This is a genomic window from Nocardia sp. NBC_01377, assembly GCF_045040005.1.
Classification (GTDB): Bacteria; Actinomycetota; Actinomycetes; order Mycobacteriales; family Mycobacteriaceae; genus Nocardia; species Nocardia noduli.
The window spans coordinates 527,114-551,373 of the sequence record NZ_CP109566.1 but is presented as its reverse complement, the minus strand read 5'-3'; the positions used below and the strand labels follow the sequence as shown (position 1 = coordinate 551,373).

At 67.1% G+C, this 24,260-nt stretch carries 22 protein-coding genes and 1 tRNA gene; 5 read left to right on the top strand and 18 right to left on the bottom strand.

Annotation, left to right across the window (positions count from 1 at the left end):
- Positions 1–173: 173 nt before the first annotated feature.
- From OG225_RS02455 to OG225_RS02425, 7 genes are all read right to left on the bottom strand, one after another.
- Positions 174–1,097 carry a hypothetical protein gene (locus tag OG225_RS02455; protein WP_405180222.1) on the bottom strand — a complete coding sequence of 308 codons (924 nt, stop codon included), beginning with the start codon at positions 1,095–1,097 and terminating at the stop codon, positions 174–176.
- A 160-nt stretch (positions 1,098–1,257) separates the two neighbouring features.
- Positions 1,258–1,710, bottom strand: coding sequence for a hypothetical protein (locus OG225_RS02450; RefSeq protein ID WP_216912468.1), 453 nt, complete (start codon positions 1,708–1,710; stop codon positions 1,258–1,260).
- Between the two features lie 28 nt (positions 1,711–1,738).
- Positions 1,739–2,440: a hypothetical protein gene (locus OG225_RS02445; protein WP_216912514.1), complete on the bottom strand. Its 702-nt coding sequence runs from the start codon at positions 2,438–2,440 to the stop codon at positions 1,739–1,741.
- A gap of 161 nt (positions 2,441–2,601) precedes the next feature.
- Positions 2,602–3,411: a CbbQ/NirQ/NorQ/GpvN family protein gene (locus tag OG225_RS02440; protein WP_405180221.1), complete on the bottom strand. Its 810-nt coding sequence runs from the start codon at positions 3,409–3,411 to the stop codon at positions 2,602–2,604.
- 14 nt (positions 3,412–3,425) lie between these two features.
- Positions 3,426–4,955: a nitric oxide reductase activation protein NorD gene (locus tag OG225_RS02435; protein ID WP_405183169.1), complete on the bottom strand. Its 1,530-nt coding sequence runs from the start codon at positions 4,953–4,955 to the stop codon at positions 3,426–3,428.
- Between the two features lie 205 nt (positions 4,956–5,160).
- On the bottom strand, positions 5,161–5,769 hold the full coding sequence (locus OG225_RS02430) for a TetR/AcrR family transcriptional regulator (protein WP_405180220.1): 609 nt from the start codon (positions 5,767–5,769) through the stop codon (positions 5,161–5,163).
- Positions 5,770–6,082: 313 nt separating this feature from the next.
- Positions 6,083–7,306, bottom strand: coding sequence for an IS110 family transposase (locus OG225_RS02425; RefSeq protein ID WP_405180219.1), 1,224 nt, complete (start codon positions 7,304–7,306; stop codon positions 6,083–6,085).
- 257 nt (positions 7,307–7,563) lie between these two features.
- On the opposite strand from OG225_RS02425, the gene OG225_RS02420 reads away from it, so the two are divergent.
- Positions 7,564–8,178: a TetR family transcriptional regulator gene (locus tag OG225_RS02420; RefSeq protein ID WP_405180218.1), complete on the top strand. Its 615-nt coding sequence runs from the start codon at positions 7,564–7,566 to the stop codon at positions 8,176–8,178.
- Between the two features lie 110 nt (positions 8,179–8,288).
- Positions 8,289–8,774, top strand: a complete 486-nt coding sequence (locus OG225_RS02415) for a hypothetical protein (RefSeq protein ID WP_405180217.1) — start codon at positions 8,289–8,291, stop codon at positions 8,772–8,774.
- A gap of 579 nt (positions 8,775–9,353) precedes the next feature.
- On the opposite strand, the gene OG225_RS02410 is transcribed toward OG225_RS02415, so the two are convergent.
- The 5 genes from OG225_RS02410 to OG225_RS02390 all read right to left on the bottom strand — a co-directional run bounded on the left by OG225_RS02410 (position 9,354) and on the right by OG225_RS02390 (position 12,331).
- Positions 9,354–9,722, bottom strand: a complete 369-nt coding sequence (locus tag OG225_RS02410; RefSeq protein WP_405180216.1) for a contact-dependent growth inhibition system immunity protein — start codon at positions 9,720–9,722, stop codon at positions 9,354–9,356.
- Between the two features lie 41 nt (positions 9,723–9,763).
- On the bottom strand, positions 9,764–11,080 hold the full coding sequence (locus OG225_RS02405; protein ID WP_405180215.1) for a polymorphic toxin type 28 domain-containing protein: 1,317 nt from the start codon (positions 11,078–11,080) through the stop codon (positions 9,764–9,766).
- Between the two features lie 3 nt (positions 11,081–11,083).
- Positions 11,084–11,383 carry a WXG100 family type VII secretion target gene (locus tag OG225_RS02400; protein ID WP_405180214.1) on the bottom strand — a complete coding sequence of 100 codons (300 nt, stop codon included), beginning with the start codon at positions 11,381–11,383 and terminating at the stop codon, positions 11,084–11,086.
- 7 nt (positions 11,384–11,390) lie between these two features.
- Positions 11,391–11,723: a WXG100 family type VII secretion target gene (locus OG225_RS02395; RefSeq protein ID WP_405180213.1), complete on the bottom strand. Its 333-nt coding sequence runs from the start codon at positions 11,721–11,723 to the stop codon at positions 11,391–11,393.
- A 535-nt stretch (positions 11,724–12,258) separates the two neighbouring features.
- Positions 12,259–12,331: transfer RNA gene (locus tag OG225_RS02390), tRNA-Asn, on the bottom strand.
- A 310-nt stretch (positions 12,332–12,641) separates the two neighbouring features.
- Between OG225_RS02390 and OG225_RS02385 the strand changes: the two genes are divergently transcribed.
- Positions 12,642–12,887, top strand: a complete 246-nt coding sequence (locus OG225_RS02385) for a hypothetical protein (protein ID WP_109523963.1) — start codon at positions 12,642–12,644, stop codon at positions 12,885–12,887.
- Between the two features lie 584 nt (positions 12,888–13,471).
- On the opposite strand, the gene dnaG is transcribed toward OG225_RS02385, so the two are convergent.
- The 4 genes from dnaG to OG225_RS02365 all read right to left on the bottom strand — a co-directional run bounded on the left by dnaG (position 13,472) and on the right by OG225_RS02365 (position 18,236).
- Positions 13,472–15,391, bottom strand: a complete 1,920-nt coding sequence (gene dnaG, locus OG225_RS02380) for a DNA primase (protein ID WP_405180212.1) — start codon at positions 15,389–15,391, stop codon at positions 13,472–13,474.
- A 55-nt stretch (positions 15,392–15,446) separates the two neighbouring features.
- Positions 15,447–16,709: a deoxyguanosinetriphosphate triphosphohydrolase gene (locus OG225_RS02375; protein ID WP_405180211.1), complete on the bottom strand. Its 1,263-nt coding sequence runs from the start codon at positions 16,707–16,709 to the stop codon at positions 15,447–15,449.
- The gene (locus OG225_RS02370; protein WP_405180210.1) at positions 16,709–17,404 is read right to left on the bottom strand and encodes a YdcF family protein; all 696 of its coding nucleotides are present in this window, start codon (positions 17,402–17,404) and stop codon (positions 16,709–16,711) included. Before OG225_RS02370 ends, OG225_RS02375 begins: the two co-directional genes overlap by 1 nt.
- 154 nt (positions 17,405–17,558) lie before the next feature.
- The gene (locus OG225_RS02365; RefSeq protein ID WP_405180209.1) at positions 17,559–18,236 is read right to left on the bottom strand and encodes an MBL fold metallo-hydrolase; all 678 of its coding nucleotides are present in this window, start codon (positions 18,234–18,236) and stop codon (positions 17,559–17,561) included.
- A 50-nt stretch (positions 18,237–18,286) separates the two neighbouring features.
- Here OG225_RS02365 and OG225_RS02360 point away from each other — a divergent pair, with 50 nt between their 5' ends.
- Both OG225_RS02360 and OG225_RS02355 read left to right on the top strand, forming a co-directional pair.
- Complete coding sequence (locus OG225_RS02360) at positions 18,287–20,266, top strand: TPM domain-containing protein (RefSeq protein WP_405180208.1); 1,980 nt, start codon at positions 18,287–18,289, stop codon at positions 20,264–20,266.
- A gap of 62 nt (positions 20,267–20,328) precedes the next feature.
- Entirely contained in the window at positions 20,329–21,153 is an 825-nt protein-coding gene (locus tag OG225_RS02355; protein WP_405180207.1) for a MerR family transcriptional regulator, read from the top strand.
- Between the two features lie 252 nt (positions 21,154–21,405).
- Here OG225_RS02355 and OG225_RS02350 read toward each other — a convergent pair whose 3' ends face one another.
- Both OG225_RS02350 and OG225_RS02345 read right to left on the bottom strand, forming a co-directional pair.
- Positions 21,406–22,857 (bottom strand): molybdopterin-dependent oxidoreductase, encoded by a 1,452-nt coding sequence (locus OG225_RS02350; RefSeq protein ID WP_405180206.1) that lies wholly within the window; start codon positions 22,855–22,857, stop codon positions 21,406–21,408.
- 82 nt (positions 22,858–22,939) lie between these two features.
- Entirely contained in the window at positions 22,940–24,181 is a 1,242-nt protein-coding gene (locus tag OG225_RS02345) for a phthiocerol/phthiodiolone dimycocerosyl transferase family protein (protein ID WP_405180205.1), read from the bottom strand.
- Between the last annotated feature and the right edge of the window lie 79 nt (positions 24,182–24,260).

The following is a 24,260-nucleotide window of genomic DNA, read 5'->3' as shown; positions in this document are numbered from 1 at the left end:
AGACCCGGTCCGACTTCAATTGCGCTGGGGCTTCGGAGACTCCGAGGACACGTCGATCAATCTCGCCGGACGGGACGCGTTCGATGACCGCCACGGCTTTGCCTACCATCCCCATCGGACCGATGCTCGGGATCGACGTCGACGCCTTCGCCATGGAGTTCCGACGAGGCAGATCAGTTCAGCGCTTCCGCGATCACTCTTCCGACAGCGGCTTTGGTCAGATAGTTGACCGCGCTGTGCGGCGCCGACCCGTTGTCGACGAACGGCAGGGTCCGCGGCGCGACGCGAGAATCGCGCGCGGGTGGGAAGTACGGCTCGAGGTCCAGGTGCGCCGCGACCAGATCGTCGCGGTCGACGACATTGGTCCACGCGGACACGGCGACGGGCACTCGCGGTGGCGCGGGGCGGAGTCTGTCGTAGACGATACTTCTCAGGCCGAGCGGCGATCCCAGCGTCAGGAACGATACCGGCCCGGTGGTGCGATGCAGTGCTTCGTAGGCGACCACGGAACCGAGAGAATGTCCGATCACCAGGCGGGTGTCGGCGTCGATGTGTTCGAGAACGCGGTCCTGAGCGAACTGTCGCACCGTCTCCTCGGTCAGATAACTCGACACCTGGGATACCGCGCGCCACACGAACTTTCCGGCGAGGCCGAGACCGAACGGCGCGAACCATCGCAGCCGCGCGAGCGCGTTGAGCGCGGGTCTGAGGGCGGCGGCCGGGCCTTGTGCACCCTCGTCGGTGCCGTCGATATTCAGCAATCGGCGGGTGGCTTCGGCCCGATCGCGGGGATCCGCGGCGTATTCGGCCGCCGTGCGCAGCCATTCGACGCTCAAGCGTTCCGCCAGATCCAGCGCGGTGCCGTCGATCGCCCGCGCGCCCGATCCTTGCGCGTCGAGGTCGGTGAATCGGTCACCGTAATAGGCCATCCTGGTCGTGAGGCCGGACGGTCGGCTGTCGCGCCACAAACGGTCGGCCAGTTCGTGATGTCCCGCGGTGCGCACTCCCCCGGCCAGGGCTGGAAGCCATTCGGCCTCCAGGGAATCCGCGGACAACTGCTCCTGCGCGATGCCGTGGACCAGCACAATAGTCGACAACGTGACTCCGATGGGTTCGACCTGTGATTCCCCGCCCGGCCGACCGTGATTCATCACGCGCCGACCGCGGGTCGATGATAACCGGACGCCGGAATCACCCGTTGCCGCCGTGCATGCCAACACGACGGCAACGGGCCCGGGAGGTGGCAGCTTCCCGGGGTCAGCGGGGTGGAGGTGGTGTCGCGTTCTGCTGAGCCGCCTCCTGGCGCGCGATGCGTTCCTCGTGGATTCGGATCAGTTCGCGGAATCCGATTCTGTCCCACTTCGGTTTCGGCTGGATCCCCCAATCGTCCTGCGCGGTCTGCTGTCCCGCCGCCTCGGGTGGTCCACCGAACGGTGCGCCGCTGAGCGGGTAGGGATGTTCGCATTCGACGGTGTCGTCGGAGTAGCGGACCTTCATCAGCTCACTACAGATCTCGGTGAACGACAGGGTCGGCCAGCCGTACCACAGCGCGAGCGCGGGCACGGTGAACGCCCCTTCGATGACCAGGGCGAACAAACAGACGAAAATGCCGCGCTTGAGCCACTTGTGCATCCCCGCGTACGCCGGGGTCGTGCCGAGCGGTAGTTCCTTGTCGTCCGAATTCTGCTCTGTGGGTGCGATTTTACTCATTGTCTCGATCCTCGGCGGTGTATTCGGTTCAGTCGGAGAAGATTTCGCGGTTGACCGTGTGCAGGTACGGAATCGCGAGGAACGGGGTGATGTAGAAGATGTCGTAGAGCCACCAGCCGATGACCGGCAGGACCACGCCGTCGTAGCGGACGTCGGCGTACATGGTCATGTTGAACGTGTAACCGATCCAGATGACGAGGCCGAACCAGCAGGTGACGATCATCCACTGATGTCCCCACCGCTTCATCTGGAGGAACGCGATGGCGGCGGCGATACGCATCGGGAAAACGGTCAGCATGAGCGCGACCTCCCAGCCCTTCTCACCGGGCGCGCCCGCACCACCGATCCACAGTTCGTTGTAGTGCCAGAAATAGCCCGCGTCGAAGAAGTTGCCCCAGGCGGTGATGATGACGCGGTTGATCAGGGTGTGGTTGGCGATCAGGTCCAACGCCCAGCCCAGACTGTTCAGGGCCGCGTCGAGAATGACGAGATATCCGATCAGGGTGACGATGAGCGGTCGCACCGACAGTCCCGACTCCTGGGCTCTGCGTTGCAGCCACACCCCGCGCAGGAAGATCGGCAGGCCGACGATGCCGAGCACCAGGGTGCCCATCAGCAAGGTGCCCGCGGTGAGCCACCAATCGGCCTCACGTTGGGCGCGTTTGCTCTGGTCGTGGTGTTCGTCGTAGGCGTCCGCGCTTTTCGCCGGTGCGGCGGCACCGCGGCGCAGCTGGAAGGTCGAGAGTTTCACGGTGGCTCCTACCAGTCCCGGACCGAGTACATGTGCAGCTGGATGAGAAACATCGCCAGCAGAAATCCGTAGGCGAAGATCTGGACGGCGATCAGAGCTCGACGTCGCCGGCGATCCTGGTCGTTCATGGGCGGTGATCCTTACTTCCGGAGAGGTTGCGCGAGTGCGGTTTCGGTGGTCAGGTTCGCCGCCGCGATCTCGCGCAGACCGTCGGCGACCGCGCCGTCGCCGCCGAGTGGCGCGAGAACGCAGGCGTGCGCCGCTTCGAGTTCGGTGGCCCCCGCGGCGATCAGGTGCCCGGCGGTGACCAGGACCCGGGGGGAGGGCGGTTCGAAGTGGAAGACCTCGTCCGCCTGTCGAATCGCGGTGGCGCAGCGCACGAGTCGCTCGGCGACCGCGAGATCCACTCCGGTCTCCGCGACCACCACTTCCGCTTCCCGATCCGGGTCGAGGTAGTCCATGGCGAGGGTGACGAACCGCTGCCGGAACGAGGGTTTGAGCTCTTTGAGCGAGCTGCGGTAGGCGGGGTTGTAGGAGCACACGAGCATGAAAGTCGCGGGTGCAGTGACGATCTCGTCGGCGCGGTCCAGGTACAGGGTGCGGCGATGGTCGGTCAGCGAATGCAGGATGGCCAGCGAGTCGTGACGCGCCTCCACCACTTCGTCGAGGTAGCAGATCGCGCCGTTCTTGACCGCGCGGGTCAGCGGCCCGTCGTTCCAGATCACGTCACCGCCGGAGACCAGGAAGCGTCCGACCAGATCCGAGCTGGTCAGATCGTCGTGGCAGCTGATGGTGACGACCGGGCGGCCGAGCAGCCGACCCATGTGCTCGACGAACCGCGTCTTCCCGCACCCGGTCGGCCCGGTCAGCATCACCGGCAGCTGTCGCCCGAATGCCCTCTCGAACAACGCGATATCGCCACCGCTGCTGTAGTAGTGGTCGGCGGTCATGCCACCCCTTCCGTTCATGCGACCAGCTCGCGATGGACATGGGCCAGTACGCGCGGCAGTTCCTCGACGCGGCGGATCCGGCGGGAACGGCGGTCCCCGAAGACGACCGGCAGCGGATCGACCCGCACCGGACCGACGCCGAGGTAATAGACCGTCACCCCCGCCTCGGTGGCTTCCTCCACCGCGTGCGCCACATCCGCCCAGGCGTAGCGGCCCTCGTAGCCCTCGTCGGAGATCAATCCGTCACCGATCACGATGAGCAGGCGTCGTTCGCAGGGTTGCGCGAGCAGGCGACCGGTGAGATGGCGCAGCGGAGCACCCAGGCGCGTGTAACCCCCGGCCGCGAGACCGAGACTGCTCGGATCGACGAAGTAGCGGTCGTCGAAATCCTTGAGGCACTTGACCTCTACTCGATGCCGCGTGTTGCCGGTGAAGACGAAGATGCCGTGCCGTTCGCGGGCGAGAGTCAGGGCCCGCGACAGGGCGTCGGCGCAGGCCAGCTCTAGTTCGAAGATCCGGCCGCCGTGCACTCCCAGCGACGAACTGCCGTCGAGCAGCACCGCGGTGGCGACATCGCGGGAATCGGGTAGCAGATCGCGGAAGACCCGCGGCTCGGGAACCGCACCGGTCGACGCGTCGACGAAATAGCGTGTGTAGCGGTCGATATCGAGGTCGGATCCGTCCTCCAGACCGGACTTCATCGCGCGCCGCGTGTGCTGCTCGAACCAGCGCCGCACATCGGCCGACACCGGGACCGGCGGCACCGCCCGCGTGGGATGTTTACGTTCCAGAACGGCCACGTGGTCGCGCAGGAAGCTCTGCGACCACATATTCCATTCCGGGTAGGGAATGCCCGCTCGCTGATCCGGCCTGATCTCGATGTCCTCGTTCTCCGGCCTGCTCGGCGGCGGCAGGTTCGGATTGCGCACCCCGCCCTCACCCCCGACCGGCACCGACATCGCCCGATACGAATCCACGCGCGGAGAGGTCCACGGCATGCGCCCGTACATCCGCCGCACCGCGACCGACAGGGCACTTCTGCCCGGCACGGTCATGGGGAGCGAACCCAGCAGCGGATGCGCGACCAGCGGACGTCGCGAGCGCGCCAGTTCCCTCGCTCGCTCGATCATCTCGATGCCACCGAGGTCCGGATCGGCGATCTCGAGCTCGGGCATCATCCGCCGCAACTCGGGAATCAGGCCTGGCAGCCGCCGACCGATCCAGCCCGCGGCGACCGCGCCTTCGACGATCGACAGACTCCCGAGTTCACGGGGTGACAGTTCGTGCAGCGAGTATCCGGCGATCCGTTCCTTGGACGGCGAACATTGCAGTGCCACACCGCAGGTGACCGTTCTCCTGGTCCATTCCGGCGACAGCGGCGGATAGGGAACCTGCACGATCGACCGGGTCGCGTTCACACCGAAGGCCCTGCGCTCACCGGTCATCAGCCGGACACCGGTGCGGCGATTGTCGGAGAACGCGACGGCCGTCACGGCGTAACTGCGCTCCACCGCTGTCGCGCCGCCCTTCTCCGATCCGGTCATACGCACGACCACCGGATCGACTCCCGGCGCGGCGACGGCATCAGAAGGTCCCGATATTGCGCATCACCCAGTACCAGAATCCGATGACCGCGCCCATGGATCCCCACGCGATGACCAGACGCACGATGTCCTGCCACATGATTCGACCTCCGTTGTGATCGTTTCCCCGACTGCCGATTCGAGTCGAAGTTCGGTGACGGCATGGTCATCGGATCTCCATGCCGCGCAGCGTGAGCGCCACATAGTTGTCCAGCATCACCGCGCGCGTGGACCTGGACTCGCCGCTGGTCGTCAGCAGCGCGTAGAGGCCGAGCAGGAAGAACACCGCGGCGTGGAACGGGTTCAGCCCGGCGAACGCTTCGCCCTCGTCGCGAGCACGGGCGAACTCTTCGACCACCAGGACGATCACCGGGTGATCGGTCCACTCGTCGTCCTCGGGACGATTCGGCGAAAAATGCAGTGCGAGCAGATCTTTGAACAGGACGGAGCCGACGCGTCGCTCGACGGTCAGCACCGAGCGGACGACCTCGTCGAGCGCCGCCGCCAGATCGTGCGGTTCGGCGAGCCGGTGCGCCAACCGCTTGGCGATCCGCACCTCTTCACGCCGTTCCAGTTCGAGGAGCACGTGTTCTTTGCGGGGGAAATGGAAGTAGAACGTCGCGCGGGCGACTCCGGCGTCCGCCACGATGGCGCCGACGTCGGCCGCGGCCGCACCGGTTCGACGGAATTCCGCGAGGGCGGCGTCCAGCACGCGCCGTCGCGTCCGGAGGCGCTGGGCTTCACGCCCATACGGTGTTGTCCGCGCCTCGGTCATGGAGATCTTTGTAGACGACTTGATTGACTCGAGTCAATGTGTGGTTTCAGTGACTTGGATCAGCGAAATCTCTGAAAATTAGGCTGTAGCTGCTCATTAATCTATGTCAAGCTGACTGGAATCATGATCTTGCAGAGGACACGCCCGGTAGTTTTCGATGAATGAACTACACCGTGCGGCGCTGAGGACACTCCGCACACCGAGACCACCTGCGATCGCCCGGTGCACCATCCACCCCGCCGCATCCGACTTGGTACTTTGACCACAAGGAGTTGATGGTGCGGCCCGAAAGACATCCCAGGAGGGTTGAATGTCAAGCAGCAGCCTTCTGAGCCGACAGCGGCCAGGCTGTGGCCTCGTTGTAGGGGGTTCCGGTTTTGAGGCAGCCGTGCAGGATTCCCACGAGTCGGTTGGCGAGTTGACGCAGGGCGGGGTAGTGGTTGACGCCGCGGGCTCGCTGCTTGTCGTAGTAGGCGCGGGCGTCCGGGGAACGCATCATCGCGGTCTGGGCCTGGGCGGTGAGGGCGTCGATCAGGCGGTCGTTGTGCACGAACCGCGCCAGGGCGACTTTCTTCTTGCCCGACGCGCGGGTGATCGGGGAGGTGCCCGCGTAGTTCTTGCGGGCCTTGGCGCTGGCGTAGCGGGTCGGGTCGTCACCGAATTCTGCGAGCACCCGGGCGCCGAGGATTGTCCCCAGTCCCGGCTGGGACAGGATGATCTCAGCGGCCGGGTGCTGCCCAAAATGGGCATCGACCTGCTCGGCGAGGGTCTTGATCTGGGTGTTCAGCACGCCCGGGACAGCCAGCAGCGAATGAACAGAGGCGGCATAGGCTTGTGTGACGATCTCGGGTTGTCCGAGGTGATCGGCGCGCAGCGCGGCCTGGATGATCGGGGCCTTGTCGGCGATGTTCTTGCGGCGTGCTCGTTTCATCGCGGCACTGATCTGGGCGATCGTCAGCCGGGCGGCCCGGGCCGGGGTGGGTGCTTTGCCCAGCAGTTCCAGGGTGTCGGCGGCGTCGAGGTCGTCGAACGCATCCAGCGCTGCGGGGAAGTAGTCGCGCAGGGTGTGTCGCAGCCGCTGGGTGTGGCGGGTTCGTTCCCAGATCATGCTCTTGTGGGTTCGGGCCACGACTTCGACCGCCTCGGCGCGGTCGGAGTCACCGGCGACCGGGCGCAGCTCGTGGGCGTGGGTGCGGACCATGTCCGCCAGCACGTGCGCGTCGGCGGCGTCGCTTTTCGCCCTCGACACCCCGAGCCGGTCACGAAACCTCGCCGCTTGCAACGGATTCACCGCCAGCACCGTGTATCCGGCAGCGACCAAGGCACTCACCCACGGGCCGCGATCGGTCTCGATCCCGATCAGCACCTCGACCTCATCGGCATCCTCGCCTACCAGGTCGCCGATGATCGCGTGCAGCTTCGCCATCCCGGCCACGCCCTCGGGCAGCCGGGCCTTGGCCAGGCGGCGGCCCGAATTGTCCATCACCTCCACATCGTGATGCGCCTCGGCCCAGTCATCACCAACGAACAACCTCAACGATTCTCCCGTACTCGATATCGATCACCACCTCTTCGGCAGCCCGCAGGAGAACTATCAGCGACCTAATCAAGCAATGCTCACGCCGCCGAAGCGGCAGGCACGACATCCCAGCAGCGATCAACTCTCCCGACCCACCGGCAGGGGCACTGTCTTTCATCAGGACTCGATGTCCAGGAACCACGAGTGCTCACCTACCAGCCGGCTACCACCAAGGAGTTTGCCGGACGGCTTACTCCCAGAACTGATTAGGAATCATGCCGACGGAGGGCAAGGTCCCGGCGCGGGAGTTGAAGCGTCGCCAGACTCGCGAGCGTCTGCTCGGCGCGGCCATCAGCGAGTTCAGGCGCAAGGGCATGGTCGCGGCCGAAGTCGGAGAAATCGTGTCGGCGGCCGGAGTCGCGCACGGCACGTTCTTCTTCCACTTCCCGACCAAGGAACACGTGCTGATCGAACTCGAGCGGCGCGAGGAAGAGCGCATGGCCGAGGAACTCACCCGGTTCTTCAAGAAATCGCCCGACCTGCCGTCGGCGCTCACCGAAATCGTCCGCGTGCTACTGGCCCTCGAACATCGACTCGGCACCACCCTGTTCAAAGACTTTCTCGCGCTGCACTTCTCCACCACCCGCCCACCCCAGGAGGAGTGGCGGCAGCACCCGGTGATCGTCGCCGTGGTCGAGGAACTGGAGCGAGCCCGTGACCGTGGGGACATCCCGGCGGGCACGGACGTGTTCTACAACGGGGTGTTCTTCCTGCTGGGTTTGTACGCCCTGCTGATCACCATCCCCGATACCGCGTCGGTGCGGGAGCCGGTCATCGAGAAATACGTGACCACCGCGTTGCACGGCATGCTCGGGCCGAGTGGATCCTGACGCTCGGTGGTTGTCCGATCACCGTGCATCGATTTCCGAAACCGTCGACCTCGTGGCGCGAGGCCGCGTAGTGTCCGGACCTCACGACGATCCGGACCGGAGGCGAAGCGATGCCGACAGCAGTTCGACGACGGAAATTCCGGGCACTGACCACCGGCATCACAGCCATCGCGGCACTGTCGGCCCTGGTCATGGCCCCCGTAACCGCCGCGGCATCCCCCGGCGCCTGGTCCGCCGCGCGGTCACCCGCCGCGGCACCACCCGGCCCCGAGGTGAGCCTGAACGACTACTGCCCCGACCGGGGCGCCGACGCCCACCTCGCCGACGGCCGCACGGTGTATTGCACGCCGGTCCAGGGCACCGACGCCCTCGTCTGGTCCTACAGCCGGGGTCCGCTCACCCGCGATCCCAACACCCGCGGCTACACCTGCGACGACGGCCGGTGCCGTTTCCCCGACGGCAGCGACGTCCCCGGATACCAGCGCTGCGGAATTCTCTGCGGCGAACCTCCCACCAGCGGCGATGTCCAGAGCGGCTTGGCCGACTGCTTCGAGGCGGGCACACCGTTCGAGGAATGCGAGCGCCGGATTCGATAGGCGAGGCCCTGCACCTCGAATCTCGCTGGCGAGCCCGGCGAAATCGGTGGGCGCCGGGATCGCGGTGACGTACGAAGCCCGCTGCCGCGATCCCCTCGGTGTCACACGAGCGTCAGCGCGAAGGCCGCCAGCCCGACCAGGACCGCGCCGGTGGAGCTGGCTCGTCCCCGGATAACGGGAACCTCGGTGTTCGAGTCCGGGTGGTCCCGCTATCGGGACCGGTCACAGCGATCGCGCTCGATCATCGAGCGGTTGTTGCGCGCGTAGTCGTCGGATCTGGTCGTGGATACGTGGATCGGCCTTGCCGAGCAGGCGATCGACTTCGATCTTCGCGTCGGCTCACGCCCGCCGGTGGCGGTCGAGCAGCGCAGCAGTGAGGTGATTGCTACTCGAGCGCATAACGCCGGGAGCGGTCTGGAGATCGGTGATGTCACCCCCCGGGCGTCGCCCCCAACAAGGACACCACGCCCTTCACCCCGACCACGCACGGCGGCGACGGCATCTGCCAGTCGGTCACCACTGCGACGGATCTCGGCGAGGGCTGCTTCGAGCGATCCGGGGTCAAGGACCTTCTTGCTGTCACAGGGTTGCGACAAGTGGCCATAGCTCACTCGGGGCGTTGTCGTAGTCGTGCGAACGAACCCACTCCACAATCGAACGCAGTTCACTGCGCTGCTCAGCCGAGAAATTGGGACCCATGGCACGCAATGTGGCGATCAGCAGATCGCCCGGATAGAAGTCCCCGGAAGCGAGTGGCGTACTGCGCAATTTGTCAATAACGGTGGGCAACACGAACTGGATCCCTACCTGCTGCGCCATCAAGACCCGCAAATCCTCGGTGCCCAAGCTTGCGAGTGGCTTTCGCCTCAGTCGGTGCACTGTCCGGACAAGCCGGGTTGCGTCGGGGCCTGGATCCGGCCAGCGCCCATCCAGATCCTCCAATGTCATGGTCTGGGGGTCTTCGGTAGTCACAATGCCTCGCTGTGTCGTCATTTGGACCGAGGAACGAATTGTTCGGAGTGGTCGAGAAGCCTACTTGCCTCAGAGAGTTCATCCTCGAGCGCAGCGCGTTCGGCATCGGTGAGTTTGGGCCAACCGAGCCGCCGGTTGATCTGGTCGATCCGGTTGACAAGACCTTGCTGCGCATCACGCACTTCTTGAACATGGTCCCACGGTGTGCCATCCGGTTTGCGGGCAACTACCTCGCCTTCGAGCTCACGCCGTGCGGCATCGAGGTCGCGGTCGGTCAGGTGCTCCTTGATCCGATCCGTGGGCCGGGTAGTTGACCCGTCCTGCGCACCGCCCTGGCCGTCGGAACTGTCATCCATTGACGTTACGAGGACGGCCAGCCCCGCGATGGCCGCCAGTCCACCGGTGGCTACCGCGACCGAGGTGAAGCTGATACCGCTGAGCGTGGTGAAGAACGTCCCGATCGTCCGTGCTATCGCCACAGCGGCGGCGTCGAGGGTCGCGGCTTCGACCCCGCCCGCAGCCTGCGGCTTCTTGATCGTCACTACCGCTGCCGCGATCACGACGGCCGCGCCGACCACGGCCATCGCGAACTGGGTGTTGATGTCGGCGCGCATCGCCGACAGGGCGACGTTGTGGGATTCGGTCGCGGTAGCAAGATCGTGGGCGGCCAGTTCGATCTCGCCCGCGCCTGTCGCCATCGTGCGAAGGTGCGCGGCCAGATACGGAATGTCTTGCGGAACGCTGGTACCGTAGCCGCGTTCGAGCCCGTCAGCGACCATTTTCAAGCGGGCCTGGCCACCGAATACCGGGATGGAGGCGGCGAAGGTTTTCCACGCGGTCGCGGCGCGAGCGAGTTTGACGGTGTCGCCGTCGGGGATCTCGCCACCGGCGATCTTCGCGACGATCTTGTCGTAGAGGTCGGGGATCTCGGACTCGAGGCCGTGGCTATTGCTGCCTGAGGCGGCGACGCCGATGACCGCGTTCCCGTCGTAGGGCAGTTCCGAAGGGACCGCGTTGGGCAGGGTCGGTGCCGCGCCCTTGTTGGGGTCGCGGTTGGCTTTGTATTCCGCGCATGCCCAGTTGTATCCGGCCGCGGTGAGCACGTCTCCGAAGCGTTGCAGCGCGCGGGCATAGTTGGTGGCGACCAGGGTGATCGCCGCAGCTCGCTCATCGTAGGCTTTCGACCAGCCTTTGACCGTTTGGTATCCGCCCGACATGCGGCTGGTTTCCAGCAGCGCGACCTGGAGCGGGTTGTAGACGGTTTGGAACTCTTCCGACAGCGCGTAGCACTCTCTCGCAGCGCTTTGGTAGGACTGCGGCGAGATCGAAACCACGAGCTAGCCACCGCTCATTCGCAGGTTCATTTCCGCTGCCGTGTTGTAGGCGTCGCGGGCGGTGACCACGGCGGTGTGCATCGCGGTGATTCCCTCGACGACCTCGGCGGCCCCGATCGCCCATTCTCGAAAGGCTTCCTCCTGGGCGATTGCGGCTTGCCCGTGCCAATTCTGTTGTATGGCGGCTATACGGTGGTTGATGCCGTCGAGGCTTTCGGCGAGAAAGCCGATGAATCCGTTAGCACGGGCGACGAGTTGGTCGAGCTCGTCGGTGTCGACGGTGAAGTCGCGGGTGCCGTCCATCAGATGCTCACAGACTCGGGAGATCGAGGGAGCTCAGATAGGTCGCGCCAGCGGTATCTTGGTGAGCGATGGTTTTACTGGCGACTCCGAGGAGTCCGGCCATGATCGCGAGGGCGTCCAAGACGTCGGCGGCGCCTTCTTTGGTCTCGGTCCAGCCACTGCCGAACGCATCCGCTGCCGCGCCGGTCCAGTTGCCGAGCACGCTGGTTATCTCCCGGTCGAGGGAACAGAGACCGTTGACCAGCGATTCAGCGACTTGCTGGACGTAGGCCCCAGCCTCGGCGACCTCGTCCGGAACTATCGCGAAGTCTTGTCCGGACACGCCCGGTTTCGCCGACATGCGGCCCCCTCCCAGAAACAGAACGAGGTCGAGCGTAGTCGCGACCCGCCGTGCGAGCGAGAACCTTTCGCGCTGAACAGTTTCGGCCAACCCAGGTGAGTAGTGAATCACATCCTGCGGGGCCGGATAGGTTCGATTCTCGCGGCAAGGCTTGGGGTTCACGTCTTGCTACCGCTCACCGGTCGATGGCAGGCTGCCAGCAGCTATGCGACGTCAAGCTGATTGGTCACTGACGTCGGCCGTCTGATGAACACCGTGTCGCCGCTCATCCCAAGGCGTAGTCCGCTCCGGTTGCCAGTCGACCAAAGCAGATGCCCAGGTCACCTGCGTTCCCATATTCGATGTGCCCCGGCGAGGGCACGAACCTGCGACGTTCAATCGTCAAGTCGAAAGGCACAGAGCGAGGGGCGATACCCACAGGCGAATCGGTTACCGCGCCACGAAGTTCGGACCGGAATTCTTGGCGCATTCTTGGCCGCAACGCGAATACAAGAGCAGGTCAGGCGCACCAATCGCGCCTGACCTGTTAGTTAGGCTCCCCCATCTGGACTCGAACCAGAAACCTGCCGATTAACAGTCGGCTGCTCTGCCAATTGAGCTATAGGGGACTATCCTTGTGGCCGTTCCGTGCCGGTCGGCCGAGATGAAACTTTAGCGCACGGTTGGTCGGGTTCCCAAATCGCGGTTCTACTTGGGCTGATGCTGGCGCGAAGGAAGGCCACAAGAGCCACTCGAGGCGCAGGGGTAGCGGGGTGGAGGGGGCGCGCCGCGGGTCTATGAACGATTCGGGCCGCAGAACGCAGGGTGGGGCGGATGTATCGGCGCGCCTCGTGCGGCACCCCGAATCCGGATCGACAGGTGGGGGCGGGGTCGGGCAGGATGGTAGCGCGCACTGGCTATTGGGAGGAGCTCAACGAGATGCTGCGGTTGATCATCGGCATTGCTGCCGGGTACGTGCTCGGCACGAAGGCCGGGCGGGCTCGGTACGAGCAGATCAGCGCGGCTACCCGCGCGGTGGCCGGGAGTCCGGTAACGCGCAAGCTGGTGTTGGTGGGGCGGCAGAGGTTGTCGGACCGGTTGAGCACGCGGGCGCCGTTGGAGCCGATGGTGCCGTTGGATGAGCGGACCACGGTGCTGGTGCCGCAGGATCAGTTGCGGCGCTGAAGATCGCGCGTTCGGCGGTGGATTCGCGCGTCGGCGGTAGACCGCCCCGGCCGCACCTACGAGAATGTGGACCGCGATGTGCTTCATGGTGACGGCCGTTTCGGGGGCTGTCCGCGTAAATTCGCGCTTCTGGCGGTAGACAGAGAGCGGTTGCAGGCGCTCCCTCATGCCCAGGACGCCCCTACATCGCCAGGGTCGGCGACCTAACCCCCGCCACGATTCTTGGATCGCTCTGCGCACGATATATCGGCATCTCAGACGCTTGGATTCGGCAATGACAGTGGAGTGCCTCGGTACTGATCAGACCCACCCCCATGCCTGGATGAAAAGTACCTGACCTGGACGGTCTCATCGAACACAGTCCACCAACACAACCGTCAGTCGCGTCGATCCCGCGTTTCCGGCCGAGCTCACGCTACGGCCCAACGCGCTGATTGCCTGCCCCGGTATGCGCGGGACCGACCGCTACGACTTCCACGCCGATACCGTCGAAGACGAGTCACCGCAGGAACCGTGACCTGCGAGGAAGCCGTCTCACCGCACGATCCTCGACGACCCAAGTACTGCGGCCCACACCAGCAATCTCAGTTCGACACGAAGTCGTCCGAATTCCCCATCGCCTGCGTCAGCAGACTCTTCCGATACTGCTCCAGCGCAACCAGATCCCCGAACAGCGACATATACGTCTCCGCCGCGTCCGTCGACGAGACTCGCTGCAACTTCGACTTCAACTCGGCGACCTGACGCCCGACCCACGCTTCCTGGGCCCGCGCAAGCACCCCGGTGATGAACCGCGGAATGTCGTTGGCGGACTTCACCGGCAGCGGCACGCTGGCCAGCTCGGACACCAGGGCGCGGAGGGTCAGTTCGTCGGTCCGGTCGGACACGGCGTTGACCCACTCGGCACCGCCGAGCCCGCACGAGGCACCGCCTGCTTCGGCGATCACCGCGCGAATGGCGATGTAGGCGGGGTGGGTGAACGCTTCCGGTTCGAGCGAGTCGAAGACGGCGCCCGCGATGGCGGGGTATTGCAGGGCCGCGCAGAGGACCTGACGTTGCGGTAGCAGCACCGGATCGTTCGGATTGGGCCGCGCCGCAACGTGTTCGGGTGCGGCGGGAGCCTCGGCTCGGCCTTGGCGGCGGGGTGCGGTAGCAGTGCCACCGGCGCGGCCGCGTTTCGCTTCCTCGCCGACGCGGCGGACGACGGTCTGGATATCGTCCCAGCCGACCCAGCCTGCCAACCGCGTCGCGTAGGCCTTGCGGGTGGCGTTGTCTTTGATCTGCGCGACGACGGGGACGGCGCGGCGCAGGGCCTCCACCTGGCCTTCGACCTGATCGAGGTTGTATTCGGCGAGCAGTCCGCGGATGACGAATTCGTAGAGCGGTGTGCGGCGGGCGACGAGGTCGCGGACGGCGCTGTCGCCGGAGTGCTGACGGAGTTCGCACGGGTCCTGACCGTCGGGCGCTACCGCGATATAGGTCTGACCTGCTAGTTTCTGGTCGCCCGCGAACGCTTTGAGCGCGGCGGCCTGACCTGCCGCGTCGCCGTCGAAGGTGTAGATGATCTCGCCGCGCCAGAAATTGTCGTCCATCAGCAGGCGGCGCAGGATCGCCATGTGTTCGTCGCCGAAGGCGGTGCCGCAGGAGGCGACGGCGGTTTTCACGCCCGCCAGATGCATGGCCATCACATCGGTATAGCCTTCGACGACCACGGCCTGGTGGCCTTTGGCGATATCGCGTTTGGCCAGGTCGAGGCCGAACAGGACTTGAGATTTCTTGTACAGCAACGTTTCCGGGGTGTTGACGTATTTGCCCGGCATGGTGTCGTCGTCGAAGAGTTTGCGCGCGCCGAATCCGATGACCTCGCCGCCGAGGTTGCGCAGCGGCCACAGCAAGCGCCGATGGAAGCGGTCGATGGGGCCGCGTTTGCCCTGTTTGGAGAGTCCGGCCGCTTCCAGTTCCTTGAATTCGAAACCTTTGCGCAGCAGGTGTTTGGTCAGGGTGTCCCAGCCGTCGGGGGCGTATCCGCAGCCGAATTGCTGGGCGGCGTTGCCGTCGAAATTCCGTTCGGTGAGATAGCGGTGGGCGGCTTCGGCGTCGGGTTCGCGCAGGCGGGCCATGTAGAACTCGTGGGCGGCGGTGTTCGCGGCGACGAGGCGGGATCGGGTGCCCCGGTCGCGTTGGACCGAGGTGCCGCCGCCTTCGTAGTTGATCTGGTAGCCGATGCGGTCGGCCATCTGCTCGACGGCCTCAACGAATCCGATGTGCTCGATCTGCTGCAAGAACTTGTAGACGTCGCCGCCCTCGCCGCAGCCGAAGCAGTGGAAGAGGCCGTGGTTGGGCCGGACGTGGAAGGACGGCGATTTCTCGTCGTGGAACGGGCACAGGCCCTTCATCGAGTCGGCGCCCGCGCGCTTGAGGGCGACGTACTCCCCCACCACATCCTCTATCCGGACTCGGTCGCGTATCGCCGCGATATCGCGATCTGGGAGTCGTCCGGCCACCGTGCGAGTCTAGCCTCGAGCGCGGCGACGCTTCGATCCGGACGGGCGCGTTCGGTCAGGCGCGCAGGGTGGCCGCGACGCGTTCCAGACGGCTCTCGGTGTAAGAGGCGATCTGGTCGACGATCACGCGGACGCGAGCGGTGTCGTCGGCCGCGTCGTCCCACCACGGCAGCAGAACCGGGTCGAGGGCGGCGGGCGCGGCGCGGAGCAGGCGGTGGGCGACGTCGAGGATGCGTTCGCGCTGGGCGGCTTGGCGTTGTTTGTGATCCTCGTCGGACATGACGTAGCGCAGCGCGACCGTTTTGAGCACGGCGACCTCGGCCTGGACGATGGGCGGGACGGTGAGGTCGGCGGCGTAGCGGGAGAGGCGGTCGCTGCCCGCGGTCGAGCGGGTGGCGCTGATCGCGGCGATGGCGAAGCGGCCGACGAGTTCGCTGGTCAGGGCTTTGAGGGCGACGGAACTGGTGAACGAGCCGTCGTAGGCGGCGACGGCGGCGACAACGGGGAGTTCGGACAGTCGCTGGGCGGCCGCGATCAGGTCGTCGGTGGACAGGGTGCGGTGCTGGGCATTGCCCATACCCGCCAGGGCGCGCTGTTCGGCGGGGTCGGCGAGCGCGCGCAGGTCGATGCGGCCCGCGATGACTCCGTCTTCGACGTCGTGCACGGAATAGGCGACGTCGTCGGACCAGTCCATGATCTGGCATTCCAGACTCTGTTTCCGGTCGGGGGCATCTTTGCGGATCCAGTCGAGCCGGTCGGTGTCGATATCGTAGGCACCGAATTTGGCGCCGGGGGCGGGACGGACCCAGGGGTACTTGATGGCGGCGTCGAGGGCGGCGCGGGTCAGGTTCAGGCCCGCGCTGGTGCCGCCGGGGGCCATGACCTTGGGTTCGAGGCGGGTGAGGATGCGCAGGTTCTGGGCGTTGCCCTCGAAACCGCCGTAGTCGTGGGCGAAGGTGTCGAGGGCCTTCTCGCCGTTGTGGCCGTAGGGCGGGTGGCCGATGTCGTGGGCCAGGCCCGCCAGGTCGACGAGGTCGGCGTCGCAGCCGAGGCCGTCGGCGATGCTGCGGCCGATCTGGGCGACCTCGATCGAATGGGTGAGCCGGGTGCGTGGGGTGTCGCCGTCGCGCGGGCCCATCACCTGGGTTTTGTCGGCGAGGCGACGCAGCGCCGCCGAATGCAGGACGCGGGCGCGGTCGCGGGCGAACTCGGTGCGGTGGCCGCTGTCGAATTCGCTGCGTGGCGGGCCGAGACCCGCCGTCTTCGCGCCCTCGGAGACGAGGCGTTCCCGGTCGTGGTCGGTGTAGCCGCCGGTCATCACTGCCCCGCGGTGTAGGAGAAATCGGCGGAGAAATGGGTGAGCTGGTACCAGAGCAGCGCGCCGGTCTCCCTGGCGATGCCGTGGGCCTGGGATTCCCTGGTGTAGACGGCGGGGCCGGTGCGGGTGGGGGCCGTCCACGCGTCCAGGCCCGCGTCGCGAGCCATGGTTCGGGTGCGCAGGGAATGCCACGGATCGCTGACGAGTACCGCCGAGGACATATCGCGCGCCGCCATGGCGGTGGCGACGGCCTCGATACTGCGCAGGGTGTCGGAGCCGGTTTCCACCGCGAGTATGTGATCGGCGGGGACGCCTCTGGATTGGAGGTAGTTCTTGCCGGAGGCGGCCTCGGTGTAGAGGTCGCCTTCCTGTTTGCCGCCGACGGTGATCACTTTCGACGCGACGCCGAGTTCGAATAATTCGTACGCCTGGTCGAGCCGGGCCTCGAAAACCGACGACGGGGTGCCGGAGTATTGCGCGGCGCCGAGTACGACGATCGCGTCGGCTTTCGTGTAGTCATCGATACGGGCGACCTGCCAGACGCGAAATGCCGTTCCGCCGACCAGTACCGCCCCGGCGACCACCACGCCGACGATCAACCGGACCGACCAGCGCCGAAGGCCCGCGCCGAAGCCGCGCGGCCGTCCGGGTTCTCGGACGGATGCGGCTGCGGAAGGCGGGGTTGACGAACTCACCGGGCCAAGTCTGCCAGGTCAGCCCGAATGCTCGATGAATTGGTGGGCCGAACACTCTGGGCCGCAGACGGAAATGTGACGAGGTCGCCCGAATTTCCGGGAGGTCGATGATTTTCGACCGGGTCCGATAACGCTCCGAGCACGGTGGAACGACTCACCAACCGCGCGATTTCCATTCCCCGAGTTGCGGCCGTTCGGTGCCGAGCGTGGTGTCGTCGCCGTGTCCGGGATAGACGATCGTGTCGTCCCCGAATACGTCGAAGATCTTGGCGGTCACATCGGCGAACAGCGACGCGAAGGATTCCGGGGTGGTCGTGCGCCCGAGGCCGCCCGGGAAGAGGGAATCGCCGGTGAACAGGTGGGTGCGGCCGGAGGTGTCGGTCAGGGCGAGGGCGACGCCGCCCGGGGTGTGGCCCGCGAGGTGGATGACGGTGAAGGTGAGTTCGCCGATCTCGACGGTGTCGCCGTCGGCGAGTAGACGGTCCGGCGCGACCGAGAGGGGTTCGGCGTCGAGGCGGTGGGCGGCGGTGGGGGCGGCCGTGTCGGCGTGCACCTGTTTCAGACCGAACCAGTGGTCGGCGTGCTGGTGGGTGGTGACGATGAGGCCGATCTTGCCCGGCGTCTCCTTGGCGACCAGTTCCGCGATGCGTTCGGGTTCGTTGGCGGCGTCGATGAGCAGGGTCGCGCCGGTGGCGGCGTCTTGGACCAGGTAGCAGTTGTTGTTCATCTTGCCGACGGACATCTTGATGATGCGCGCGCCGGGGATATCGCGCCGCTGCGGGTTCGACCCGGGGGACACGTGGCCGGTGTACGGCTGATCGATCGTGATCACTCTTAGATGCTAACCACCGGTCGGACCGGATCCGGGGATAGATTCATGACATGCCGCTGCCGTCGAATCGCACTGTCCGCCGGTATGCCCGGGTGGTGGTGAGTTCCCTGCTGTTGTGCGTCGCGCTGATCGGCGGCCCGGTCGCCGTCGCTGAACCGCCGACACGCCTGGACACCTATGTGGTGGACGAGGCGAACGCGCTGGAAGGCGATCAGCCGGACCGGGTCCGTTCGGCGGTCGATCAGCTCTACGCCGACCATCAGACGCGGCTGTGGATCGTCTACGTGAACGATTTCGGCGGACTCACACCGGAGGCGTGGAGTTCGCGCACCGCGACCGAATCGCGGTTCGGACAGCGCGATCTGCTGCTGGCCGTGGCGACCGGGTCGCGCGAGTACGCCTTCGACGGCGTCGCGCCCGAGGGTGTCAGCGACGGGGAACTCGACGATCTGCTGATCCGCGACGTGGAACCGGCGCTGCGCGACAGCCGCTGGGCCGACGCGGGGATCGCCACGGCCGACGGACTGAACGCGGCGATGCGGGCCGACGGCATCGGCACCGGAACGCTGCTGATCCTCGCGCTGGTGGTGGTCCTCGCGGTGGGCGGCGTGGTGCTGTGGTCGCGCAAACGTCGCCGGGACCGGACGCGGGCGGAATTGGCGGCGGCGCGCAGCCTGGACCCGGACAACAGCGCGGCGCTCGCCGCGTTGTCGGTGGAGGCGTTACAGGCGCGGTCGCGGGAGGCGCTGGTGGAACTCGACAACGCGATCCGGACCAGTGCCGACGAATTGGATTTGGCGACAGGTGAATTCGGCGCCACCGCGACGATGCCGTTCACGGCCGCGCTGGAGAACGCGAAGGCGGCGGCCGTCGAGGCGTTCCGGATCAGGCAGCGGTTGGACGACGATATTCCCGAGACACCGGACGAACAGCGCTCGCTGCTGGTGGAACTGATCGGGGTGGTCGGGCGCGCGGATCGTGAACTCGACGCCAGGGTGGACGAATTCGACGCGATGCGCGATCTGCTGATCGACGCGCCGCAGCGGTTGGACGCTCTCACCAGGGATCTGGTCGAGCTCACCGGACGGATCCCCGGGTCGGAGGCGGAGGCGGCCCGGCTGACGGCGGCGCATCCGGCGAGCGTGCTCGCGCCGATCCGCGACAACGTCACGATGGCGCGGGAGCGAATCACGTTCGCGGAACAGAGTATCGACACGGGACGGTCCGCGTTGACGTTGCCGGTCGGGCAGCAGGGCGGCGCGGTCGCGGCGATCCGCGCGGCCGAGGCGGCGCTGGGCCAGGCGCGGACACTGCTGGACGCGGTGGACAACGCGGCGACGAATATCCAGCAGGCGCGTGACGGTCTGCCCGCGGTGCTGGAGGAGTTGCGCGGCGATATCGCCGCGGCCGACGAACTCGCGAGTTACGGCGGGCCCGAACTGGTCGCGGCGCGCACTGCCGCGCAGGGCACGCTGGACAAGGCGTCCGCCGAGGGGCACAACGATCCGCTCGGCGCCTATCACGACGCGGTCGCCGCCGATGGGGACCTCGATCGCGCCATCGCCGCCGCGACCGACCGCAAACTGGCCGCCGAGGATCTGCGGCGCAGGCTCGATCGATCGCTGACCGACGCGCGGGCGCGGATCGGCGCGGCGAGCGATTTCATCACCACGCGGCGCGGCGGCGTCGACGCGGACGCGCGGACCCGGCTCTCGGAAGCGCAGCGCAACCTCGACGCGGCACAGCGACTCGGCGCCACCGATCCCGCGCAGGCGTTGCCGCACGCGCAGGCCGCGGCGGATCTGGCGGGGCGGGCACTCCAGGAGGCGCAGGCGGGGGTGCGGGCGTGGGAGTCGAGCAGGCCGTCCTCGGGGTCGGCGCAGGCGGGTGCGGTGCTCGGCGGGATTCTGATCGACGGGATGCTGCGGGGCGCGGTGACGGGTGGGCGGCGCGGTTCCGGTGGGTATCGGGCCGGGTCGTACGGCGGGTCGAGCGGATCGCGGCGCGTCAGCCGAGGTGGGCGCTTCTGAGAACCGATGCCTGGCGCAGACTTGACTCTGACACCGTGTGAGGTCGTAGACCGGGAGGCGTCATGTTCAGTATCGGAGATTTCGCCAGACACGGAAGGGTATCGGTCCGGATGCTGCGCCACTACGACGCGGTCGGATTGTTGCGACCGGATCGGGTGGACGCGGCGACCGGGTATCGGTATTACGAAGCCGCTCGACTCGCCAGGCTCAATCGCATCGTCGCGTTGAAGGATCTGGGGTTCACGCTGGAACAGGTGGGCCGGATTCTCGACGAGAAGGTCGACAGCGCCGAACTGCGCGGCATGCTGACCCTGCGGCGTGCGGAGCTCGAGCAGCGTATCGCCGAGGATCGCGCCCGGCTCGTCCAGGTCGACACGAGACTCCGGATCATCGAGAAGGAGGGCCTCATGCCCGGCCAGGATGTCGTCGTCAAATCCGTCCCCGCCGTCCGGGTCGCCGAATTGACCGGCGCAGCGGAAGGTTTCGAGCCGCGGTCGATCGGTCCGGTGATCGGTCCGTTGTTCGAGGAACTGTGCCGCCGATTGGATCGGGCGGGGATCACCCCCGTCGGTCCCGCGATCGCCTACTACGAGCAGCGCTCCGAAGGCGACGGCTCGGTCGTCGTGCACGCGGCGATGCCGGTGTCGGCGGAATCCGATGCGTCGCAGGACTTCTCGATCGTCGATCTGCCCGCGGTGGCGCAGGCGGCCACCGTCGTGCACCGGGGCAGTATGGACGCCGTCATGGAGCCGTGGCAGGCGCTGGGGCGGTGGGTCGACGAGAATGGTTACCGCTCGGCAGGTCCGGCCCGCGAAGTCACCCTGGAGTTCACCGAAGATCCTTCGGGGTGGGTCACCGAACTCATGGAGCCCATCACCGCCGGGTAGGTGCGCAGCGGTGCCGGAACCTCGAGGCCACACTTCCCCACCTGGGCCTACTGATTTGCGTCGGGTGATCCGGGGATACCCCTGACGGGGCCAACTCCTCAGCGGGTATCTGATCCGGCATGGTCGGCGCGAGCACGGTACCCGCCCGCACCACGCCGGTCCGCATCGCGCCCGTCGGCATCGCGCCCGTCGGCACCGCGCCCGTCCGCACGGGCATCCAGCCGGACCGCGCGAGGCGGCACGGCGACCCGCTCAGATCTCGACTGTCACCGCGTGGAATCCACCGGGACCGCTGGGATACGGCGGGCGGTTCTCCCCCGCCTGTACCACTCCGGATCGGCCGACGACGCGGGCGCGGATCGTGTGACGACCCGCCGGAAGTTCCAGGGTCGTGCGCCAACGCCGCCAGGCGGCGGGGGCGAGTTCGTCGGCCAGTTTCGTCGTCTGCCAGGCCCCTCCCCCGACGGATACCTCCACCTCGGCGACGCCCGCCGGTGGCGCCCACGCGACGCCTGCGACGACCGTCGTGCCCGCCGATTCCCGGCCGGGTGCCGCCACGTCGATGCGGGCCTGCGGTTCGACCCACAGCGGTTCGCTGGTCCAGCCGCGTTTCCACCAGTAGTCGACGTGGCTGTCGTCGGTGAGTTCGAGTTCGGCGAGCCATTTGGCGCCGGTGTACTGGCCGTACAGGCCGGGGACGACCACGCGCGCGGGGAAGCCGTGGGCGGGGCTGAGCGGTTCGCCGTTCATGCCGATCACGAGGTAGCCGGGAAGTTCGCCCGAGCGCAACGGCTCGACCGGGAGCGAGATCGTGTAACCGTCCACGGCCCTGGTGACCAGGCGGGTCGCGCCGGAGGCCGGGATGACGTGGCGGAGCAGATCGGCGAGCGGGACGCCGACCCAGCGGGCATTGGCGACGCGACCTTGACCGGGCCGGTTGTGGACACAGACGAGGACCGCGTCGAATTCGACCGCGTCGGCGGCCAGATCGGCCAACGACAATCGCAGCGGGTGCGCGACCATGCCGGTGACGGCCAGCCGCCAGCGCGCCGGATCGACGCGGGGCGGGTGCGGGCTCACATCGACGACGTAGAACTTGTGCTCGGGGGTGATCAGGGCCGAGAGGCCGGGTTCGCCCTCCAGTCCGTCCTCGGGCGTGACTGCGGGGTTGCCCATCGCGCCGAGACGGCGAATAGCGCTGCGCTGCTTGCGATCATGGTCGCGGTTCAGGTTGTGCGCGGCGGCGAGCATGCCCGCGCCCGCGGCACCGACCGCGAGCGTGGCCAGCGGTCCACGTGACCGGCTGCGCAGGCCCGCGCCGAGCACACCGGCGGCTGCCGCGGCACCCGCGGAGATCCAGGCCGACCGATTGGCCTGCCGTAGGCCGAGTGCGCCCGCGCCCGCCCCGAAGGCAGTGGCGGCGGGGGTGTGCCATCGGGCGGGCAGCCCGGCCAGACCGACCGCGCCCGCGAGCGCGCCCGCGACGGTGCCGAACCGGATGACGGTTTTGTCGTGCCGCCCGGTGAATTCCACCGTCGTCTCGACCACCCGCAGTGGCGCGGTGTCGGTGAGCGTCCGCCCGATCGCGTCGATCAGCGACGCGCCGCCCACCGCCGCGACGACCTCACCGGATCCCAATGCCGCCAGACCGACCGCGGCGGCTCCGAGCCCGCCGACCCGCTTCCGGTCCTTGCTCGTGCGCACCGCCGTAACACCTGCTCTCGTCGTGATGGTCGTCGTTCTTCTCGCATTGTCCCCGAATCGGCGACACCGCCGTGGCCGTTCCTCAGGAGTCGACCGGTTCGGCGGCGAGCGCTTCCAAGTGTTTCGCGACCGCTTCCGGAAGCCGGTCGGCCGCGGCACCGCCGCCGAGGATGCCGACGGTCAGGCGATCGGCGTAGGTGTAGACGAGGAAGGTCACCGCCGCGGCGGCGCCCGTCGACGGGCGCGGATGGGCCGAGAGGTAGACGATCTCGTACTCCGACAGCGCCGAGCCCGCGGGCATCGTGAAGGTGCGGACGCGGCCGGTGTTGGTCAGGGCGATATGCCCGGCCAGCGAGTGGATCAGGGTGGGGCCGAAGAAGTCGGGGAAGTGCAGTACCGATTGCCGGACCGTTCCGTCGGCGAGGTCGCGGTGCAGGCGGGCGGAGATCTGTGCGCCGAGATTCTCGATATCGCCCGCGGGGTCGACGGTCGCGGCGAAACACGCGAGGCCCGCCATATTCGTGCCCGCGACGGCGGGGACGGGCGGGTCGAGACGCGAACGCACATCGACCGGGTAAACACAGGACACCGGGACGGGATCACCTGCGGCACCGGATGTCTCGGCGACGTAGGCGCGCAGCAGGGCGGCGGTGACCAGGCCGTTGACGGTGACATCCGGCCGTCGTCCGAGTCGGACTATGCGGGCGGTGGTCTCGACGTCGAGCACCGCGCGTCGCGGGCGGGCCAAGGCGGGCGGCGACGGGATCTCCGGATCGGGTGGAAGGATTCGCGCCACCGGCGGCAGCGCGCGGATCGCGTCCTCGAGTCCGGACCGTTCACCCCTGACGATGCCACGCTCTGCCGCATACCATTCCAGCGACTGCGGATATGGCTGTGGGACAACAGATATCGACCGGCCGCCGACGTATTCGGTGTAGTTGTCCCACAGCCGGGTGAACAGTTCCACGCAGTGCCCGGCATCCGCGACGGCATGGTGCACGTACAGGGTGACCCGCGACCGGTGCGCGACCGTCACGTCCAGGTAGGCCAGCTGGGTTCGCGGGTCGATCGACTCGGCCGGGATACGCACCTCGTCCGGCTCACCGTGGGTGACCCACGCACCGACATGTTCGCCGCGCGGGTGCAGGAGGTGGCCGTGTCCGGCCTCGTCCTCGCCGATTCGGCAGGTGAGCACCGGATAGGTCCGCAGCAGCGCGTCGAAGGCCGCGCGCAGCGCCGCCGTATCGAGTTCACCCTCCACCCGCGCCGTTCGACCGGTATAGGTCGCGTGCCTCACGAAACGCTGTTCCGACGCCGCCAACACCCGTAGTACATCACCCGCACACCACCACACACCGCACAGCGTGCGGCACGGGCGGATCACACGCAATCCGGCGGGTGCG

Excerpts from the sequence above, each read along its gene's own strand:
- OG225_RS02450 (WP_216912468.1), bottom strand. The coding sequence starts at position 1,710 with ATGAGTAAAATCGCACCCACAGAGCAGAATTCGGACGACAAGGAACTA.
- OG225_RS02440 (WP_405180221.1), bottom strand. The coding sequence starts at position 3,411 with ATGACCGCCGACCACTACTACAGCAGCGGTGGCGATATCGCGTTGTTC.
- OG225_RS02435 (WP_405183169.1), bottom strand. The coding sequence starts at position 4,955 with ATGACCGGATCGGAGAAGGGCGGCGCGACAGCGGTGGAGCGCAGTTAC.
- OG225_RS02430 (WP_405180220.1), bottom strand. The coding sequence starts at position 5,769 with ATGACCGAGGCGCGGACAACACCGTATGGGCGTGAAGCCCAGCGCCTC.
- OG225_RS02420 (WP_405180218.1), top strand. The coding sequence starts at position 7,564 with ATGCCGACGGAGGGCAAGGTCCCGGCGCGGGAGTTGAAGCGTCGCCAG.
- OG225_RS02415 (WP_405180217.1), top strand. The coding sequence starts at position 8,289 with ATGCCGACAGCAGTTCGACGACGGAAATTCCGGGCACTGACCACCGGC.
- OG225_RS02410 (WP_405180216.1), bottom strand. The coding sequence starts at position 9,722 with ATGACATTGGAGGATCTGGATGGGCGCTGGCCGGATCCAGGCCCCGAC.
- OG225_RS02400 (WP_405180214.1), bottom strand. The coding sequence starts at position 11,383 with ATGGACGGCACCCGCGACTTCACCGTCGACACCGACGAGCTCGACCAA.
- OG225_RS02395 (WP_405180213.1), bottom strand. The coding sequence starts at position 11,723 with ATGTCGGCGAAACCGGGCGTGTCCGGACAAGACTTCGCGATAGTTCCG.
- OG225_RS02385 (WP_109523963.1), top strand. The coding sequence starts at position 12,642 with ATGCTGCGGTTGATCATCGGCATTGCTGCCGGGTACGTGCTCGGCACG.
- OG225_RS02375 (WP_405180211.1), bottom strand. The coding sequence starts at position 16,709 with ATGACCGGCGGCTACACCGACCACGACCGGGAACGCCTCGTCTCCGAG.
- OG225_RS02360 (WP_405180208.1), top strand. The coding sequence starts at position 18,287 with ATGCCGCTGCCGTCGAATCGCACTGTCCGCCGGTATGCCCGGGTGGTG.
- OG225_RS02355 (WP_405180207.1), top strand. The coding sequence starts at position 20,329 with ATGTTCAGTATCGGAGATTTCGCCAGACACGGAAGGGTATCGGTCCGG.